The organism is Shewanella surugensis (genome assembly GCF_023284005.1).
In the GTDB taxonomy this organism is placed as follows: Bacteria; Pseudomonadota; Gammaproteobacteria; order Enterobacterales; family Shewanellaceae; genus Shewanella; species Shewanella surugensis.
In genome coordinates, this window is record NZ_JAKIKS010000003.1 from 41,576 (window position 1) to 61,185 (window position 19,610).

At 42.9% G+C, this 19,610-nt stretch carries 9 protein-coding genes; all 9 read left to right on the forward strand.

All coding sequences use genetic code 11. The features are described 5' to 3' along the window. Window positions 1-69: 69 nt before the first annotated feature. A complete protein-coding gene (locus tag L2764_RS01585) occupies window positions 70-3,297 on the forward strand; it encodes a baseplate J/gp47 family protein (protein WP_248938493.1) in 3,228 nt (1,075 codons plus the stop codon). A gap of 193 nt (window positions 3,298-3,490) precedes the next feature. After that, the gene (locus tag L2764_RS01590) at window positions 3,491-6,247 is read left to right on the forward strand and encodes a baseplate wedge protein (RefSeq protein WP_248938494.1); all 2,757 of its coding nucleotides are present in this window, start codon (window positions 3,491-3,493) and stop codon (window positions 6,245-6,247) included. Between the two features lie 9 nt (window positions 6,248-6,256). Next, window positions 6,257-10,825, forward strand: a complete 4,569-nt coding sequence (locus L2764_RS01595; RefSeq protein WP_248938495.1) for a hypothetical protein — start codon at window positions 6,257-6,259, stop codon at window positions 10,823-10,825. Between the two features lie 63 nt (window positions 10,826-10,888). Beyond that, window positions 10,889-14,308: a contractile injection system tape measure protein gene (locus L2764_RS01600; RefSeq protein WP_248938496.1), complete on the forward strand. Its 3,420-nt coding sequence runs from the start codon at window positions 10,889-10,891 to the stop codon at window positions 14,306-14,308. A gap of 47 nt (window positions 14,309-14,355) precedes the next feature. After that, window positions 14,356-15,024 (forward strand): hypothetical protein, encoded by a 669-nt coding sequence (locus L2764_RS01605; protein WP_248938497.1) that lies wholly within the window; start codon window positions 14,356-14,358, stop codon window positions 15,022-15,024. Between the two features lie 138 nt (window positions 15,025-15,162). Beyond that, a complete protein-coding gene (locus tag L2764_RS01610) occupies window positions 15,163-15,564 on the forward strand; it encodes a 3TM-type holin (protein ID WP_248938498.1) in 402 nt (133 codons plus the stop codon). A 178-nt stretch (window positions 15,565-15,742) separates the two neighbouring features. Continuing rightward, window positions 15,743-16,756 carry a hypothetical protein gene (locus L2764_RS01615; protein ID WP_248938499.1) on the forward strand — a complete coding sequence of 338 codons (1,014 nt, stop codon included), beginning with the start codon at window positions 15,743-15,745 and terminating at the stop codon, window positions 16,754-16,756. Between the two features lie 26 nt (window positions 16,757-16,782). Then, window positions 16,783-17,667, forward strand: coding sequence for a hypothetical protein (locus L2764_RS01620; protein WP_248938500.1), 885 nt, complete (start codon window positions 16,783-16,785; stop codon window positions 17,665-17,667). A gap of 2 nt (window positions 17,668-17,669) precedes the next feature. Further along, window positions 17,670-19,307 carry a S1 family peptidase gene (locus L2764_RS01625; protein WP_248938501.1) on the forward strand — a complete coding sequence of 546 codons (1,638 nt, stop codon included), beginning with the start codon at window positions 17,670-17,672 and terminating at the stop codon, window positions 19,305-19,307. Window positions 19,308-19,610: the final 303 nt, after the last annotated feature.

A 19,610-nucleotide genomic window follows, 5' to 3' on the forward strand; every position in this document is an offset into this window, starting at 1 on the left:
TTGTCTTTAGGGGGGGCTTAGTCAAATTGGTATAAGCTCACGCTTTGCATCCTGTCTTAGGATTTTGTTATGACCAGCATGAAAAATCAAGCCACAGCGGCAGTGTCAACTGAGCAGGTGGTGAATGAGACCGCGACTGCGCCAACGAAGGGGCAGAGTCAAAGTTCAAGGGGCCTTGTGCAATTGGCAACGGGTTACTTTGCAGTAGAAGAGCGCAGCTTTAGCGGCTGGCTTGACTATATGCGTCGCTTTGCCAGTGAATTACGTTTTGTCGATGGTGAGTCACAAACGATTAATGGTCGCTGGCTATCGGCGTTGCCGGATGTAGTGCAAAGTGTTGCTCTGCAAGCTCTACTTGCGGGCGAACCTGTCACCGACGATATTAACGCTCTCGCTGCACGTCCAGATATTGCCGGTTTATTGGCTTTTTTCACCATGATGCAGTATCCCTTTGAGCAGTTTAAACGTTTTACTGAACGGCATCAGCAGCATTATTACCGCGATGTATTGGGGTTTAAAACCCAACCGCCAGTGGCAGATAAAAGTCATTTGGTACTCAGTTTGCAAGATGATGTTCCGTCTATGACCTTGTTAGCCGGGACGCAATTTAGCGGCGGTGAAGATCAAGCGGGTAATCCACTTATTTACCAAACCAAGACTAATGCCTTAATTAATCATGCTCAGGTGGATAAAGTGTTGTCCTTGTCACGGCAGCGGGGATCGGGTGAGTTGCTGTTAACAACGGGCCAAGATATCGAACAGGAAATAGAAATGCCGGCTGAGGGGGTATTAACCTTTGGTGAAGCGAATTTAAACACTCCAGATATTCAGCGTTTACCTGAGCTGGGTTTTACCTTAGTTTCTCCTGAATTGTATCTTAGTGGCGGTCTACGTACATTGAGGTTGAATTTCACCGTGAAAGAAGGGGGGAGTTTAGCCGCTTTTGATATCACCCAATATTTTGATTTAAGCATTTCAGGGGCCGAAGGCATGCTGCCGCTGACATCGGCAACCCCATTTTGCCGCATCAAGGTAATGGATAGAGAAGTGGAGATTAAGTTGGAAAGATTATTTCCGCCAATAACCACTTATGTTGATGACAGTTTAACATTAGCAGAGCAGGCAGTATTGCCTCAAGAACCTTTCATTTCTTTTGTGCTTAAAAGGTCAATGTATGCCGGTAGTTATGGTGATAACGATGGTGACGATGAGGTACTACGCCAGCTTAGAAGTGGGATTTTTACCCGGATAAATCTAACCGTTATCGTCGAGGGGGTGAGCGGTATTATTGCGAGTAACAGCAATGGCCAGCTTGATACCAGTGAGCCTTTTACGCCTTTTACCCATGAGCCCCGTATTGCCTCGGTGTTTGAATTTACCCATCCTGAGTTGTTAGTCAAACAGGTGCAGCAGGCGCAGTTGAGTTTTAACTGGCTGGACCGACCGATTGATTGGAATGAACATTATTTGGCCTATAGAAAATATCGTGATGCTAAGGCGATAAATGCAGTAACGGATGCAACTTTAACTGATTGGATAGTGAGTCGTGTTGATGTATTTTACTCGGATAAACTCGATGCAGTATTAAATGCTGCAGCCTTATTTGGTCCAGATAAACCACACAATAATGTGCATCAACATGTACTGACTTTTACCGAGATTCAAGAATTTAATTATTATCAATATAGTGAGTTACCCCATGATGATAATGATCTTAGCAACTGGCCTAAACAATATAAGTTAGTATTAACAGCGAATGATTTTGGTCATGGCGATTATAGTCAGGTGGTACAATATGCTGCTTTTAAAAACTTGCCTATATACAATAATACCGCTGAAGATGGTCAGGTTTTATTAACGGTCAATCAACCCTATACCCCAACGCTAGATACTGTGCAGCTGAACTACCAAAGTCAAGCCGAATTTACCCGAGAGGGAGCCAGTGGTCGACATAAACTGCAATATATTCATCCGCTTGGTCGGCAGTTCATGGAAGGGGGCGCTAGCGATAGCATCACTTTATTGCCACAGCTGAATGCGTTGGGCTATCTTTACATTGGTTTATCTGGCGTGACAGCTCCTGGGCAGTTCAGACTCTATTTTCAGCTTGATCCTGTCGATGGCAGTAATATTAATGATAACCCAGAGGTTGACTGGCATTATTTAACCGATTCGGGTTGGGCATTTTTTGATAGCAGCAATCTCGGTAGTGCGCGTATTATTGAAGACTCAACGTATAAACTGCTAGATAGTGGGGTGGTGACGTTTGAATTACCCGAGCTAGAAATAGGCGAAAATTTTACCGGGGATAGCCGTTTTTGGATCCGTTTGTCTATCAGTGAACAAGCAGCCTCAACAGAATCTATTGCCCTTTATTCCAGAATTAGACAGGTCTATGCACAGGGGGTCGAGGTTGAATTAGTGGGGCTGGATAATGATGCGACTCATTTCATCACGCCATTAGTTGCAGAGAGCATTTCGTCTCTCGTGACATCCGAGCCTGATATTTCTGAGGTGTTGCAGCCTTATGCCTCTTTTGGCGGTAAAAGCGCTGAGCCAGCATCGATACTGGCGGTTCGCGCCAGTGAACGATTAAGGCATAAAAACAGGGCGATGACGGCCTGGGATTATGAGCATTTAGTGCTGGCACAGTTTCCTGAGTTATTTCTGGTGCGCTGTTTTGCCAATAGGTCGGTGGAAAATAGCCAAGTATCTCAGCCCTTGTCGCCAGCACTCGCTCAAGTGGCTGTAATGGTGGTGCCAGTTAATCATAATCCGGATATTTTACAGCCCAAGGTGCCGTTGTATTTAAAACGCCGGATACAGCGCTATGTGGAGCAAGTGGCGCCGCTGGGGGTGATCAGCAAGGTATACGACCCGGTTTATGAAGAAGTCGAACTGGAATTGTTTGCCAAAATATTATCTGATTATGATATTGAAAGCGTCGAAGGTCAGTTGAATCAAATGATTGTTGACTATATGACCCCCTGGAATGGAACCGATAGCAATAATCAAGACGTAGCAAAGGAAATATACCTAACCGAACTGGCCATGGTGCTGGAGCGGCATGCAGCGGTTGAAAAAATCTATGTGATGCGTGCTCAGCAGACGCTTGTTAATGATGACATTCTGCGTTACAGCGCGAAAGATGAGGACGATAACCGGATTGAACCGAGTGAGCTAGGTGCTATTTTGGTGCCTAAGCCTAACCATAAAATCAGTTTATTTAATACCGATGTCGAGCTCTTCGAAGGGATTGGGAAATATCGATTAGAACTCGACTTTATTGTCAGTTAATTAAAGTCACATCAAAATACTTCAATACTTCAATACTTCAATACTTCAATACTTCAATACTTCAATACTTCAATTCATCAATTTAAAATCCAATTTAATGACAAAATCATTATAAATCAGCTTGGTATTGGGTTTTTACGCACCTGTTTGATGAGGTTGTTACTCAGATAGGTGCCTTTTTTATGGGGTCGTTATGACACAAGACAATCTCGCGGAACTGTCAGACAGTGCGCTGATAGAAAGTGGACAAAATAGTCAATACCTAAAAGAACAAGCCTTGAGTTTGATTCAAATGGTTTGTGGTGAAACGTGGAGCGATCATAATACCGGCGATCCTGGTATCACTTTGCTGGAAGTACTGGCGTTTGTGATTTCGGATTTAAGCTTTCGGTTAGACTTTCCTATTCGTGATTTGTTGGCGCCAGATCCAGAGGAGGATGCCAGTACTCATCGAACACCCTTTTATTTGGCGCCGCAAATATTACCCTCAAATGCGGTCACATTGGCAGATTACCGCCGGGCTATTATCGATATTCCAGGCATTAAAAATGTGAGTGTTTTACCGGTTTCAAACAGTGATAACACACTTTCTGCAGCGACTAATGTCGCCAGCGGCAGTGTTGATATTAGGGTGGATCTAGACGAACACTGGCAAGAAAAAACGGATGAGGAAAAACATGTTTTATATGAACAAGTCAGGCAAAGGTTTTTAACCGAGCGAAATATTAATCAAGATATTAATGCCATCATCCCGGTAGAAAAACATCATGTGATTGTGGCTTTTTCGTTGGCTTTTGAGAACATTAGTAGCCCGATTGAAGCGATTGTTGATGTTTTTAACAAGGTTAACATTATCTTGGCTCCAGATGTAAAACGTTACAGCAGTGATATGCTAAAGGAGGCGGGTTATACCGGGGATGAGATTTATGAAGGGCCCTTACTGAGTAATGGTTTTATTCGTGAGCTTGATATTAATCGGCTTAAGATCCCGGAGACTATCTATGCCTCAGATATTTTTGAAGCTTTAGATGGCATTAGCCGTTTAACGCGTATTAAGTCATTTGCGTTTAGGCCTACGGAGGAAGATAGCCTTAATCAAGGACGAGATTATCTTAATTGGCGTTTTAAAATTTCACCTGAGCATACACCTAAATTTGATATCAGTGCCTCATTATCACTGCTTGAGTTGACCATTGATGGTCAAGATTATCGGCTCTCGGCGCAAGAAAAAGAAATCATTATTAGCCGCTTTCAAGAGAGCGAAGTACAGGCGAGTGAAGGCATCGATAGCAGTGATTTTTTCTCTGAATATGTCAGTGGCCGTTATAGAGAGCTAAACCAATACATTTCACTGCAACATGAGTTCCCCTCAATATATAAGTTAGCAGAGTCGCGCCTTGATGATGACATTGAAACGAAAGAACAAGCCCATATTATGCAGCTTAAGGGCTACCTGACCTTATTTGATCAATGTTTGGCTGATCAGTTTTCCCAGCTGGATAATTTAAGAAGGTTACTGGCTCTGCCTGAACAGGCGATTTTTTCAAGGCTGGCGAACGTATTCGATAGTATGTTGGCCAGCGAATCTCTCTGCTCTGCACAAGTTAACCAATTCTGGGATGATGTGCGGCAATTACCCATGACTCAATTAAGTCAGCCTCTTATTGATGCCAGCGGTGCGGGACATCTACTGGGGGAGTATTTTAATCAATATCAGCAGCACGGTTTTCAACCGCTACTGGAGCCAGTATTAAGCGCGGGGCAGTTAGATCGATTTAAACGCAGTTTGGAACACCTTTTAGCGCGATTTTCTGAAACGAGTTTAGATGCTAATGTGCTTAAATATGGCTTGGTTTTTAGCCATTACTTACCCCAATTTGAACCACTTCCTGTAGATATTAGCGCCGATCAACCCTTGTTAGATAAGCTGGTGATGCTTAAACAAGTGATTGATTTAGCTTCTATCATTCATCATTACCCGAGTTTGAGTCAGTATCGCACAGGTGGATTTAATTACCTTAACGATAATATTGATCACTGCCATTCTTCTGGTTTGGCTACGCGTATTATGCGTTTTATGGGCTTTTCTCATATTGGACAAATGCCGCTGGCGACCAATAATCGAGAAAGCTTTTATTTGTTGGAAGGAACATTACTGAGACATTGTGATACAGAGTCCTCAACTAATAAAGAGTCCTCTACGAATAAAGAGTCCTCTACGGCAACAGAACCTTTTTTTGCACAAGATAAGTTGTTTTTTGTGTTACCGAACTGGCCGTCACGCTTGGCTGAGTCTCATTTTACTCAGTTGCTTAATACTCAAATTGCTCAAGCTTGCCCTGTACACCTACACGCTGAAGTCATTCGATTGAATCGTCCAACAATGAGCTTATTTGAGTGCCTTTATTACGCTTGGTTAAATGCCATGTCACAAAAGCCATTGACGCTAGGAAAAGAGCTGCAATATAACTCGACTGAACGGGCTAATATTGAGCGGATTAATAGATTGTCGAGCCTATTAAGAGATTTTGTTAATACACCGGGAACATTACAAGAGCATATTTTACAGACATTTGTAGGAGATACATTCCCTGAAAACTTGAAATCAATGATCCGGCCTTGGCTGGCTGCTAAGGATGAAGACTCGCTCACTGGCAATACTGTGGCTGAGTTACAAAAGAACGTTGATGATATTTTAAGCATCGATCCTGCATATTATGCTCATATCAGCAGTGAGCAGTTATTCAATGAAATTTGCCATGTTCAGATTACCCAACTGATAAACCCTTACCCCATCAAGACGGGTAAAGTTGATCAAGGTTTTAGAGTTGGTTTTAGGCCGCTTGAATATCTGCAATTTTCGGCTCCAGTACATATTGCCAGTATTAACCCTAGTTTGAATAAAACTCCCCATTTATCTGTTGGCGTTAGTGAGCCAAATATTTTATAAGGAATTCACATGAGTGAAGAAGAAAGCTGTATTGAAGACAATGGTTCAGACCTAAGCACTGAAAAGACGACTCGCTCTCAGTTAGCGGAAAAATTTGCTGATAATCAAGTGCCGACTGGCAGTGACTTTAGTCAATTGATCCATTCTGGGATTAATCAACTCGATGATGGGATCTGTGTTGAAGCTGGGACTATCAATATTAATAAACCAGTTATATTAACCGGTGAGATCAATACGCTTAAGGTGACAGGAAATGCTATTGTTACCAGTGAGTTAAATGTTTATGATGATGTAAGCTTTAGCGGTGAGTTAGATGTCATTGGCGATACCAATCTTAGTGGTGAGTTAGATGTCACTGGAGATGCCAATTTGAGCGGTGAGTTAGATGTCATTGGTGATACTCATCTTAGTGGTCGGTTAACCGCAGGCGGGCATACTCAGCTAAATGATGCACTGGATGTCACAGGAAATGTTTGTACAGAGCAAGCGTTAACAGTACAAGGCCGAGCTGAATTTCAGCAAACTGTGAATATTGGTGGTGTTGCATCAACGACTGCTGATGCATTGTTAAACATTAAAAACAAAGTTAATGGAGCGCAAGATTTATTAAGGTTAGAGGATATTACGGCAGATCCATCTCCGATGGTTGTCAAAAGTAATGGCCTAGTGGGGATCGGCACCGCCTGTCCTGAGGCTATGCTAGAGATTAATAGTACATATCAACCTGAGTTATTGAGTATTAGAAAAGGCGATAAGACCTATGTTAGGGTGAATACATCAGATAATGCCGACGTAGCGAATATTCAATTAAATTCTCGTACTCAGGTTGATGATGCGCTCACTGTTACCGGGACTTTAACTGCAGGCTCCACGGAGATCACAGGCTCTCTTACTGTAAGTGAAGCGCTAACCGCAGGTCCAACTGTTGTTAATGGCGCATTATCGGCATCAACATCGACTATCAGTGGCCAAAGTCAGACGGATACCTTAGTGGTGGGGGATGAAGGCGAAGATGATGGTACGACGGTAGAAGGAAGGCCAAGTAGTGCGTCCGTAATTTTTAACAAAAATGTTCATGCAAAAAAACTGACATCGCTTAACAATGCGAATATTTATGGGAAATTGGATGCACAAAGTCAGTTATCGGCAAACTATGCTAATGTCAGAAATACACTCTTGGTCGGTTTGCCAGACAGTGTTGTTGCTGAAGCTGCATTGCAGGTCAATGGGCTGCTTGAGGGCAGTTCAGCATTACTGGTCAAAGATTATGAACATCATGAATTAATCCGGGCACGAAAAGGTGAAGTGATCCTAGGTGATGGCAGTCACAGTGTTAATCTACAAGTCAAAGGTCATACCGAAGCTAACAGCTTAACAGTGAACGGGTTATCAAATTTAACCGATACCAGCATTAGCAAGCACTTATCTGTGGGCGAGCCAGACCATGATATTAGCAGTGATTCCAGTGAACATGCGCGTTTTTGTTTAACCTCTGATCCCAGTATACCGAAAGCGCTCCATGTGAAGCATCAAGATGGCACTACGGTTACCCATTTAATGGCGAGTAAAGCCGATAAGTTAGGGGTTCATGTGAGTGAGCCTCAAGTGGCTTTTCATGTGGGTGCGGTGAGTTTATTTGATGAGAGTGTCAATTTTGCCACTGGGTTTGAGGTTAAAGCGGCAGGAGGCGTCGCCCCATCACTAAGTGTGAGCAGCGCACAAATCACCTTTGGCTTGAAGGCTCAGCCTGTGCCGTTTGATGTCTATGGGCGTACTTGCATTATGGGCGATTTGGCCGTACATAACTTGCTCAATGTGGATACAGACAGTTTTACCCTGACTCAACAAGTCGATGCTATCCCCTTTAAAATAGAGACAGAAAATGTTGATGAGTATATTCATGCATCGGCTGGACAGTTGGCGATTAATACCCGTCTGTCTACATATCAATTTGATTTAAAAGGCAGTACCAGACTAGCTGGGCAATTAATTGTTGGCAGTCAAGATCTTGATGTAAATATGAATGCCCTTGATGTGACTGGAGGCGGGCATATATCGGATACCTTTACTGTGGATGGACAAACGTTTTTAAATGATGCAGTTACTGTTATTGGTCCTTTGAATGTGAGTTATAGCACGCTGGCTGGAGATGATATTAACGCGCTTAATGTGACGGGTCATGGTCTTATCAGCCAGTCATTGACGGTTTCAGATATGCTTACCGTGGGCAATGGTCTTAGTGTAACCGGTAGTGGTACTTTTAATCACAGCCTGAGTGTGTCGGGCGCTGCGGATTTCAGCCAAACATTGGATGTTATTGGTAAAGTTACCGCAGAGGATGAATTGCATATTCAGGGCAATGACAGTACTGGACTGTCAATGACAGTGGATAAAAGGGCCGATTTTAACGAGAACCTTTCTATCGTAGGTGATATTGGCTTTTCAACCCTGACACCTGACGCCCGTTTGCATATTCATCAAACCGATGCCAGCAAAACAGCGTTTAAAATTGATGGCCTTGGGGAAGATGATGCTGGTTTTATTTTCAAGCAGGGGAAATTGGGCATAGGCATTGATGAGCCCAGTGACATGTTAGAAGTGGCTGGCAGTGTCAAAATTCATCAAGATCTGCATGTTAAAAGACAAGCGTATTTAGATAATTGCTTGTATGTGGATCAACTGGCCACCTTTAGCAGTAATATCAAAGTCCATGGACTTTCTGAGTTCAATGGGCAAACCGTGATTGGTGATTTACATTGCCCTGATAATGATGCAGCGAGAACCGCACAGTTATGTTTATTTCAAAATAATTATGCCAGCGCATTTAAGATTATGTTTGAAAATGACAGTCCAGTGGTGTTCTCTGATGGCAAACTGGGTGTGGGGACGGACTCACCAGAAGCAGCGTTAGATGTACGAGGTGAGGTGGAGGTTCAGGGCGGATTATTTGTTAAACAAGCTGTGGAAATTCGCGGCCCAGTGACTCAATATCAGGGAGCGGATGTATGGGGTGATGTGGTGCTCCATTCTGATCTAACCGTGAATGATAATACGGTTCTGGAAGATACTTTAGATGTGATGGGGAAAACAAGGCTCAATAATACATTAGATGTGAGCCGGGCGGGAAATTTTACTAGCACCTTGGATGTAACCGATAATGTGACTTTCAATGCTAATTTAGAGGTGAATACTCATACTCATTTACGCGGCAATTTGACCGTATCGAATGTCGATGCTGATGTCATCTTATGTCCTGCAACGCTGCTTGAAAATACTTTAACCGTGAATAAAGCCAGCCAGCTTAAAGGCAAAGTACAATTAGATGATACCTTGGCGATAGGTTTAGATAAGCAGCAGGCTCAGGCGCATGTACACCTGATGGCTGCTCCTGATCAGGCTGCATTGATTGTCGATGTGCCTTCTCAGATCAGTGCGGTTAACCAAGATGAAGCAGTCAGTAATACGATCAGGGCGCTAATTCTGGATGCCAGTGGTCGTTTAGGGCTGAATTGTTCAGCACCGACAGCCACGCTTGATGTGAAAGGCAATGCCAAGATTGCCGCCGAGCTCACCGCTGAGCATGTGATAGTCAGTCAGAGTATTGGCTTTGAAGATGCAACGGCAATATCTGGGTTTTCAAATGATGTGACCTTAGGGGGTGAGGGGAGCAGTGATTGCTTGTTACCGACACAAGCGGCGGTGAAAGCCTATGTTGATGAAAGCACCTGGGGGTTTGGCGATGACAGTCAGACTCTGATCATTAATAATCAAACTGAATTTGATGCGATTTTTAATTGTGGCGAGCAGACAGTGATTGCTGATAATACCACCATCTTATTGTTTCCTCTTATGAACTCAAGTGGGAGTCGCTCTGAGTATTTACTAAAGAATCCCGTTAGATTAGGAGCCGGGGTGAGTATTAATGGTTTTAATGAAAAGGCGACATGTATCATGAAGGCACATGCTAATTGCCGTTTTATGATATATGGGGAAAGCTTAGCCTCCTTGGTCGAAGGCATTAAGCTGACAGGTTTTACTTTTAATGGTGATCATCATGTTTATTCTGGTCCAGGGGGCGCATTTGAGCTGAGGTATGCGCAGCATTGCCAGCTTAATTGCCGCGTCATTAATCATCAGTCAGCAACTGATGGCGGTGCAATCTATGCCTATATGGAAGGGACGAATCATACCGTAAGCCATATTGAAGCGATGAATATTATTCATTGCAAAGCTGAAATGGGCTTTGGTGGAGCGGCTTATGGGCTGGCTTTTTCTCGAATACGGGCGGAATCTTGTAGAGCGAAGTCTGGCGGGGCGGTGGCTTATTGTGATGACAGTCAAGTAGAGGCGTTGAATAACACGGCGCTTGTGCGTGGTGGTGGTGCTTATCTTTGCAAAAACCTCTTGTGTCATGGCTTTTGGAAGGGCAATAGAGGCGGGGAAGGTAAACATATTTACGCTAATCATTGTCAATCAGACACACAAGATCACCTTGATGATAAGTATTATTGGCATGGGGTGTACTTAGATGGCCCTCTTCTTTGTCAAACTGATTATTGGTCAACCGAAAATATTTAGTATTTTAATCCATTGCCGAGGTGAACCTCGGCTAAGTTGAGTCATTTTTTAAGGGCTAGAACTATGTCATTAGCCATTGATAACCTGCACTTGGATATTCAATATCACCATCATAGGCCAGAAAGTGCGACCGAGCTTGAACAAGAGCTTAAGTCTTTAGTGGTGTCATCATTTGAACAATTGTCGTCAGATATATGGGGGGGGGATAATCATGATCTGAATGAAGCATTATTATTGCCTGATATTCATATTGATTTGCCACAAATTGATTTCAAGGCTTTCACGCAGGCTCCGATGGATTACTTCTATCGGATTATTTTTCCCAAAATAGAGCAAAGTGTTAGACAGTCTGCTTCCCATGGAATGAGAGAAAGGCATCATTATGCTAGTCAAGCTCAACTCGAAAACTGGTGGCAGGAAATAAAGTCTGGACTCCTGTACTCTCGCGGCATCTATTTTGATGTGAATAAACAGCAGCTTATCTCAAGGTTGTTAGCCGTGTTACTTCAATGTTTACGCTTAGATCCGGGTAATCAACAAGCATTGAAATCGTGGCTATTATTACCTAAATGCCGAAAAAACATTGCCAGCGTACTGGCAATGCAGGAGGGGTTTTCCGACGCAGCGGTATTCATACCCTTGTTGTTTCCACAACTGTGTACAGAGCAGCAGCTACACAGCTTCTTGCATCCAGTGTTATCAGTAAAAGTGAAGCAACAAATGTGGCAAGTTTATTTGGAGTATTTAAATTATTTTGCTCTGAATAAAACCCAAGGTGTTGGATATATTAAAAAAGCACTATTAATGACCTTGAAAACCTATGTGCTGGAATTAACCTCTAAGCAGAGTCAGCATCAAGCTCAGCTGCCACAAACTATGGGGCAGTTACGGCATCATTTAAAGCAAGGTGTTAATACTCGGTTATTTAAGGCGATGATAAATTGGGTCAATATTGTTGAGTACCAAGGCATTAATGAAGGAGATATTATAGGGTTGACTTGTTTATTGGATAAATCACCTTGGGTGCAGCCGTTAATCACGGGGCCTAAGCTGCATAATTTTACTGCGGTGAAAAAAGCATTAGACCTGTTATTACAGCAATTAGAGCATTTATCGAGCTTTTCTGGTACCGATCTGCAATTACAAATGACACTGGCTGCAATAAAGGAGTGGCTACAACAAGCTTGGATTTTGCCAGAGGATATTATTGAGAAAGCGAAGCAAACATTGGCATTACTTTCTGCACAGTCCAAGGAGGTGATGGTTTTTAATGGATTAGAACGCTGTTTTTCACAATTATTAAATGTGCCTTTAGCCTTAAGCAGAGAAGATATTATCTCTGCGATTAACCGAGTATTAGCATTCCCTCACTTATCTTGGGGATCATATGAACGCTTGCATAAAGTATTAGATAAGATAACGAGGAGCGCTGAGGCCTTCAGTCTACATACTGCTGAATTAGCGCTGTTTGCTGAGGTCAAAACTTGGTGTCAGTTAGCGGATAATGTGACAACACAAAAAAGCGTATTAGCCAGTGAAGGTGAACGACTATCAGCAAGTGAGATTGGTCTTTGGCAAGGGTTGGTTTCTCGTTTAAAGTCGGTTGATTTTTCTGGAGATAAGGTTTCTTTAACCATTGATGACCCAAAGCGCCTACAGCCGCTATTGTTGGCTTTGCAATTTCTCAAACAACGCTTACCCATGCCTCACTCGTTATTAGTGAGTCGCTTTTTACAAAAAAGAGATGGCATCTCTTTGCAGAAGCTAATGATGGCACTGTCTTCATTGCCTCAAGATCAGGGGCCAAGCCGTGAGATCCTTGATGAGTCAAATGAAGACGCTAGAAGTAAAGGAGCAGGCTTCAACTCTTTCTATCAGATTGAGCGTAATGTTGCTCAAAAAGTCACTGGTTTGTTAGCGCGCTTTATTCAACAACTGGGTGCGGACAGTGAATACCGTCAGATGATGATGTTGTTTCACTCTGGGCTGAATCGGTTTACTGATGAACCATTGGTGAGTGGTTTTTTTGAACATTGTTTATACCGAGAATGTGTACATTTGTATGTCTTTATTGATGCTCTACGATTCATTAACTCTGATGACGTGTTATTTTTCGATAAGTTTAGCGATGCTTTACAAAAGCAAATATCTGTTCTGGAGAAACGAAAGCAGGATCTGACTGCGGGTGGAGAGAGTTGGTGGTTGCCCTTGGTTTCAGTGAGTTTAGAGCCGAATATCGCAGTCGAAGAGATGGTATTAGCGCTTAACGCCAGTAAGGAAGAGATGGAGAAAGCAACCTCGGAGAGCATGTCAGGACCATCATTGATTGAGTTTGATGGACTGGAAGCAGGTGTGCCTGTTCCAGTGATCAATACTGCTGTATTGATCCGCCAACAAGCCAACTTATTAGTCTCTGTACTGGCGTTACCTATTGTGACACTACAGAACAATCGTGCCTATTTTAGTGCCATAAAAACGTGGAGTGAGCGGAGTCTTATGGTATTAAACGCTAGGTTTAGAGAGGCCAAGCCTGAAGGCGTGGAAAGAGGGGAAATACTCATCCATTCGTTACAGCAACTGAGCATCTTTTCATGCAGTAAATTGTTAACGCAACCTAAAGAGCAGTGGTTAAGTCAATATATGTCAAGCAATGCTGTCAGTGATGAGAGTTCGAATATTGGTATTAGTGAGCGCCGTCTTTTAGGTCAATGTTTATCCGTCGATCTTCGTGCGCTAACTCGAGTGAGTCAATTGAATGTCGCTGAGATTGCACTCGCAACGGATCATGATCAAATGGCGAAGCAGCTAGCACCCTTGGCACCTTACCATCAAGATGTGAAGTTAAGTTTGAAAATGCTTGCGAGTAGTCAATCTAAATCCTTGTCTATACGTGAATCGAGCCATTTACAGGCTTTAGTCACGAACTTGAAGGTGAATATTCAAGAGGTTGATTTACTGCGGGGGGAGCAAGAGCAAGAAATAAGCAGTCTCGATGGGGGATTATTACTGTTATGGCCTTATTTACTGGCTTTTTTTAATAAATTTAGCTTACTCAGTGCCAATGAAAGTGGCGAGGTGAGTTTTGTTGATGAGCCAGCCCAACTCAAAGCACACGCGCTATTGCTTTATATGCTGGGCAAGTCGCCAATAGACAGTGTCTATGTTGTGGCAAACCTATTGTTGGGCTTAGCACCTGATACCTGGATAGAAACAGACGTCATATTGAGTCAAGAGGATATTAGGGCTGCAGATCATTTGTTGAAAGCGGTTATTTCTCATTGGCAGGCATTAAAGGCGATGCCTTTAACAAGCTTTAGAGAAATGTTTTTAGTGAGAAGAGTGAGCTGTTCACGCACTGACATGGGCTATAAATTGATCGTAGAAAACCAGGCTCAAGATGTACTCATGACCAAATTACCCTGGGGATTGGGGATCATTACCTTGCCTTGGTTAGGGAAGCGATTACTTCAAGTTGAGTGGTGATAGGGTTTCAGTAATTGAATTTAAAATGATAAAAAAGAGGATTTGATATGACAATAAGGGATCACGAGGCCTTGTGTGCCGATTGCCAAAAACCAATACCAGGATCAGAATGTAAAGAGCATGATTGGCACCATGATCATTTTGATGATCATACGGATCACCTAGAGGACGTTATGCATCGACATTACACCCATCTTGAACATTATCAAATGCTTCAAGTACAAGCGGATCAGGCGCAAACAGAAGATGAATGGAGTCAGCTGAATATTATTCATCATTACCTGAAAAAGCACATCAGGCTTTTATTGGAAAATGTACAAGAGGCGCTCTGTGAACATGGATTTCACAGCGGTATTACGGAGGAAACGGTGACACTAACACGTGATGATATTAGCACTTCATTTGTGGTGGGAGTGACTTTGCATATTGCGGATGTGCCTGTAAGAGAAGGAGAGGTGGCCAGTAAAAATATTCATTCTCATAATATCATCCGTTTTTATAGTGTCGCGCAAGGGAAAAATATTGAATGTCAGTTTAGTAATAGAAAGATGCAAAGTCGGATATTCCCGCTTCATTCTCATCATAGAGAAAGTCATCATCAAGACAGTCATCATCATGAGGATAGTCATACACAGCAGGAAATACATGAAATTATCACTGATTTTATTCGCTATATTTTGCTTTCTCGGCGTGCCGAAATGGTGATGATTAATTAAAAAAGTCAGCAAGGTTATTTTACTGTCTGCAACACCAACACCAACACCAACACCAACACCAACACCAACACCAACACCAACACCAACATTCAATATCACCTACTATTTATTTTAACTTAAGTTCCTAAGGAGTCTTTTATGGGCGGATTTTTAGCACGGCTATTTTCTGGGGAGGCGGCCGAGCCCATTGCCGCTATTGGCACAGTGTTAGATGACTTATTTACTAGCGACGAAGAGCAATTAAGTCTTGAAATGGTTAAGCAACGACTGGCGCAAAAGCCGGCGTTGGCACAGACCGAAATCAATAAGGTGCAGGCGGGGCATCGCAGTATCTTTGTGGCGGGGGCGCGGCCTTTTTTAATGTGGGTGTGTGGCTTGGGCTTCTTATTTGCCTTTGTGGTTAACCCAGTTCTGCAATGGTTATTACCCGGTATGGGCACACCCGAACTGCCGCTCGATACCATGTTAGAGCTGACTTTGGCCATGTTAGGCCTCGCCAGTTTACGTACGGTGGAAAAGCTCAAGGGGGTGAGCAAGTAACGTAAAAAGAGCAGAGGTCAAGTTCTACGAAATAGCCATTGAAACGGCACAAAATAAACCTTGTTGATAGCACTTTCAAGTTATTAAACCCTTTCATTTTCTTCTTATTGATTTCCTTTCTTGTTTTATTTCACATTGGCAGTCACATCTTTTGGTGTGTATTGTTAAAGGTGCCTTTATGTATAGAAATAACCTTTACTTTTCAATGGTGTACATGATTACCTTGGTGTGTATTATCCCGAGTGTCTTCATGGCTCCGGCTTTATCGAATGATGATAAATTAAATCGGGCGATAGCATTACCGATAATGGCGGGGCACGATGATATTTTTCGCCAAAAAAGGAGCCGAGTTTGGTACCGTAAAATTAATTATTATGTAGATTTAAGTCAAGAGGTTAGAGAGATTGAATTAAGTCGAGATACGCATAATACGGCATTAAAAGACAGTCAGTTACACGCCCAATATGATGCTACGATTTTGTCTTTGACTGCGGGAGGTAACTTACTGACGAATACATCAGTGCATTTAGATCTGGCTTATGAGCAGTTGACGATGGAAGGGGAGGTGATAGATATTAATCAGTCGGATTATCGACAGTCTGAGTTATTTACATTGAGTCGTAATAAGATGCAAACAGAGCTGTTTGTGGAGTACGATCTCGGTGGGGGTTATACCTTAGGGGGTGATGTGTATTACGGGGAGAGTCGCTATAAAGATAATGGCGATAATCAGCTTTATCGCGATCGAGAAATGGGGGCGGGACTGATGTTTTCTCGTCAATTCTATTTTGATAGTGCGGACTTAACGCTGGAGTATATTTTTAGTCATCGGCAAGTGTTGCCAGGGGATAAGGCTTTTGAGACGCAGTCGAGAAATTTTCATAATCTGCTAAATCGTTACCGATATCGTTGGGGGTTTGATTTTATATTGGATGTATTTACTCGTGTTTCCTATTACCCCGAATATGATGCTTATAATTTTTGGGATACGTCACTCCTGTATTCTTTCGGCAGCGAATTAACCTATCAATTGGGTAAAGGAATGCGAGTGTCACTGAGAGCTGAGCGAACTGAATTGGGGGAAGGGGATTATATCAATACTTTTTTCGCTAATTTTGAATATCAATTTGGCCTTAATAAGGGCAAAAGAAGGCTCCGCCGTCGAAAAACACCGCAATTACTCATTCGTTAAATTCAATAAAATAAATTAGTTACCTTATGAAAATAAAAGTCAGTTTACCCTTGTCGCTGTTTGGCGGTAGTGGGATTGGGTTACTCTTTGGGGTGATCATGGGGACCAGCGTCACGCCGACAGTAGCGACGATGTTGGGGGTCTTATCCAGTTTACTCGGGGCTATTTTAGGGCTCAATGATCGCTATTTTAATGATGCTAAAGCCGTGAGATTGGGCAGTTTTGGTTTAGCCTGTGTGATAGGGGCTTATTTAGGGGTGTTTGTCCGCAGTAATAATCTCTTGTCACCTTCTTTAATTGAACTCAAACAAGAGTATGTCTCTTTGGGATACAGTGAAAGCCAAGCCCTTGATTTTATTTATGCTAAAGAGTTTGGTGTGACATTATCTCGACATAAGGCAGGGCTGAGTACGACGGCTGAAAAAACCTTGGCTCAACGTCCGATAAGCGACAAGGCGGTGGAGGTGGTGGTAGAGGTAGAGCGCGGGGTTTATCAGCAGCACTCGAGCTTGTTATTTGCGGCGAATGTCAATGCTTCTGCTTGTGAAGAGTTGCTGCTAACAGATGCATCTTTGCCGCTTGAGGAGGTGGTGAATAATTTTGAATTAACAGGCGGTCAATGGGAAGAGTTAGCATTGAATATTTTAGAGCAGCTCCCTAGCGATCCCCAAAAAACCATGCTGTTAGCGGTGAAAGCGTTGGTGTGCGATGGCGGGGGATTTGATGGTGCAGCTTGCCCTGCGATGCAAACGATTATCATGACAGCCCCCTTAGATCAAGTGCTTGAAGAGGCTAAAATATTAACGCCTAACTGGCAACATATTGTTGAACAATTGCAGCGATATGACTTGCCTGTAGCGCTTAATGTGAAGGCGCTTGGATATGTACAAACACTCTTGTGTGAGCCATAACGATGAAACCATATTCCTTTTTTTTATTAGCGGGTTTATTGCTAAAGGGTGTGAGCGGGCATGCTGAGTTTGATCCTGATCGGTTAAGTTTGTCGACGGTGAGGGTACAAATAAAAAATGACGGCGCAGTGGTTGCTGTGGCAACGGGCTTTGTTTGGAAACAGCCATCACAGATTGTGACTTCTCTACATGTCATGCACAGTTCACCCAGTAGTCAGATCATTATTGAATTTGGTAAAAAACGCCGTAAGGCAACGATTAAGGCTCTGTTAATTGAGGCCGATTTAGTGTTACTCGAAGTGAAGCGTCCGATCGAGGAATGGGTGCCGCTGCTGGATTTTGACGGGCAAAAACCGCCTTACAAAACCTGGGTGACGGCCTTAGGTTACCATCGTGGCGCCTTGGGAATGAGTACTCGAGAGTTGGTTAAAGGTTATGCTAAACCTGAAGTGTTACTGCAATTATTGCCGAGTCAGGCGGTGGAGATCCTCCGAAAAACCAATATGCCCAGTGTCACATTACCGATTTATTATTTGGATGGCAGTTTACTGCCAGGCTATTCAGGCTCTCCGATCGTTAATCCAGAGGGCCAATTGATAGGCATTGGTGATGGTGGACTCGAAAATGGCGCGGCAAATGTGAGCTGGGTTATTCCCGCACGCTACTTAACTCAGCTAGAGCAATCACCACTATCGCAATTACCCGTGAATATGCGACAAAATACGGCGTTATTTTCATTAGACAGAATAGAGCCGAATAGGCGTGAGAGAGACCATGTTACCTCAAGTTTTTACGATTATCTCGATGCAATAAGCCTGGATCCACGGGATGTTTTTATGGCATCCGCTTATGCAGAAACCGCCACTCTTTTGCCACTGTTCGTTTTTAAGCAAGTTGACTATCAGCAATTTCGCTTTATTAAAGTGAAAACGCGCCGTTTTGCTGACATGATCGCCTCATCAGGTACGCCTAAACAGCTTACTCATGTATTGACGATATTTGAGCGCTTCTTTCCAGGGGTGAAGATTGCCTATAATGAGCAGCGTTTTGATGTGTATACCGACGCCCATTATGGCTTGAATATTGTGGTGCCAACGGGCGTTGATTTAGTGACTAATGATGCCGGTTTTCTCTTGGCTCAAGGTCAAGGTTTTTGTCGAACTTGCGCTTATGAAATTCAATATCATGCGCGTTTATTAAGTGATAAAAGCCAAGCCTTCATCGCTAAAAACCCGGATGCTTTTTTACATCGTGTGGCCGATCAACATTGGGACGAATTGAATCAAGAAGGGGATTATGATGAATATTCTGATTTACGCCAAATCGAGAAATCGGGCAGTTATCGTTATGTGTTACGAGCATTATTTTCAGATTTTGCAGAGCCTTTCAAAGATAAGTTTGAATTAAATTATTATTCAGCGGCCATTAGCCGCAATGCTTGGTTTCAGGCCCAAGGCATACTGAGTCCATTTGATACGGCCTTCATGGATCGAGTTCAAGCCCATCCGGCATTAGATTGCCGTAATGATGAGTCATTGACGGCGGAACAAATCAGCTTATGCAGTGATGTGTTGATGATCTTTAATGTGCTGACCAGCACCCATTTAACCTCTTTTTCCAATCGTATTTTTAATAACTAACCTGAACTCGGGATAAGCAGCGCCGCTTAATACCGCTATTTTTGCCCCTATCTGTGTTGTGTTTTCTACTAATAGCCAGCTATTAGATACGAAATCCCGCCTTGATATCGACAAAAGTTTCGGCATTACGCCAAATATGAAAATAAAGAATAACCAGTTTTTTTAAGTTGTTGACTTTAAATGAAATGTTGAGATTGTTTGACACTCATTATCCCGAGTTCAGGTTAACTAATCTTTTTTCTTCTTTAACCTGGACTCAGGTTCTTTCGTTTTCCTTTCATCTTTTGGGTTTATTGGAGTGTA